The organism is Neobacillus paridis, from assembly GCF_016765675.1.
Lineage (GTDB): Bacteria > Bacillota > Bacilli > Bacillales > Cytobacillaceae > Neobacillus > Neobacillus paridis.
The window spans coordinates 1-591 of sequence record NZ_JAESWB010000033.1 but is presented as its reverse complement, the minus strand read 5'-3'; the positions used below and the strand labels follow the sequence as shown (position 1 = coordinate 591).

General features: G+C 54.3%; 1 protein-coding gene. It reads left to right on the top strand.

The window, feature by feature from the left end; translation table 11 throughout:
- Positions 1–303 precede the first annotated feature (303 nt).
- Positions 304–591, top strand: a 288-nt coding sequence (locus JK635_RS04315) for a prepilin-type N-terminal cleavage/methylation domain-containing protein (protein ID WP_202652763.1), incomplete at its 3' end; no start/stop codon positions are given.

Here is a 591-nt window from a genome sequence, read left to right as displayed (position 1 = left end):
CATGTACGAGCAGGAAGTGGAATATGAACTGAAGACCCTGGCCGGCCGGATAGAACCGATTCTGATCATGTTCATCGGCGTGCTGATATTGATGCTCGCCCTCGGCGTCTTTGTGCCGATGTGGGATATGGGGCAGGTGCAGCTGAGGCAGGCCCGTTAAGCCGATGCCATCGAAGCAGTTCAGCCAAATCACGGATTGACAGGCCTGAAGGAAATGCAGCACGCCTTCGGGAATGCGACAGGTGTTTCACGCAGGACCAGGAAGTACATTGACCGTTAAACCCACCTAGAAAAGGAAGCAAAATGAAATTGAAGAACTTCAGAAAAGCATCACAGTCCGGCTTTACGCTGGTTGAACTGATCATCGTGATCGTGATCGTCGGCATTCTGGCCGCGGTCGCCATTCCGAAGCTGTCGGATACGTCGGCAGCGGCACACAAGGGTGTGGCGACAGCGACGCTAGGTGCGTTAAAGTCGGCATGGTCTTCGGCGTATGCCGTTAATCAAGGAAAGAGCCTTCCAACAGTGGAGCAAATCGCCGCACAAATGTCTGACCCATCATGCGACGCGGTTGCGGGTACGGGTACGATG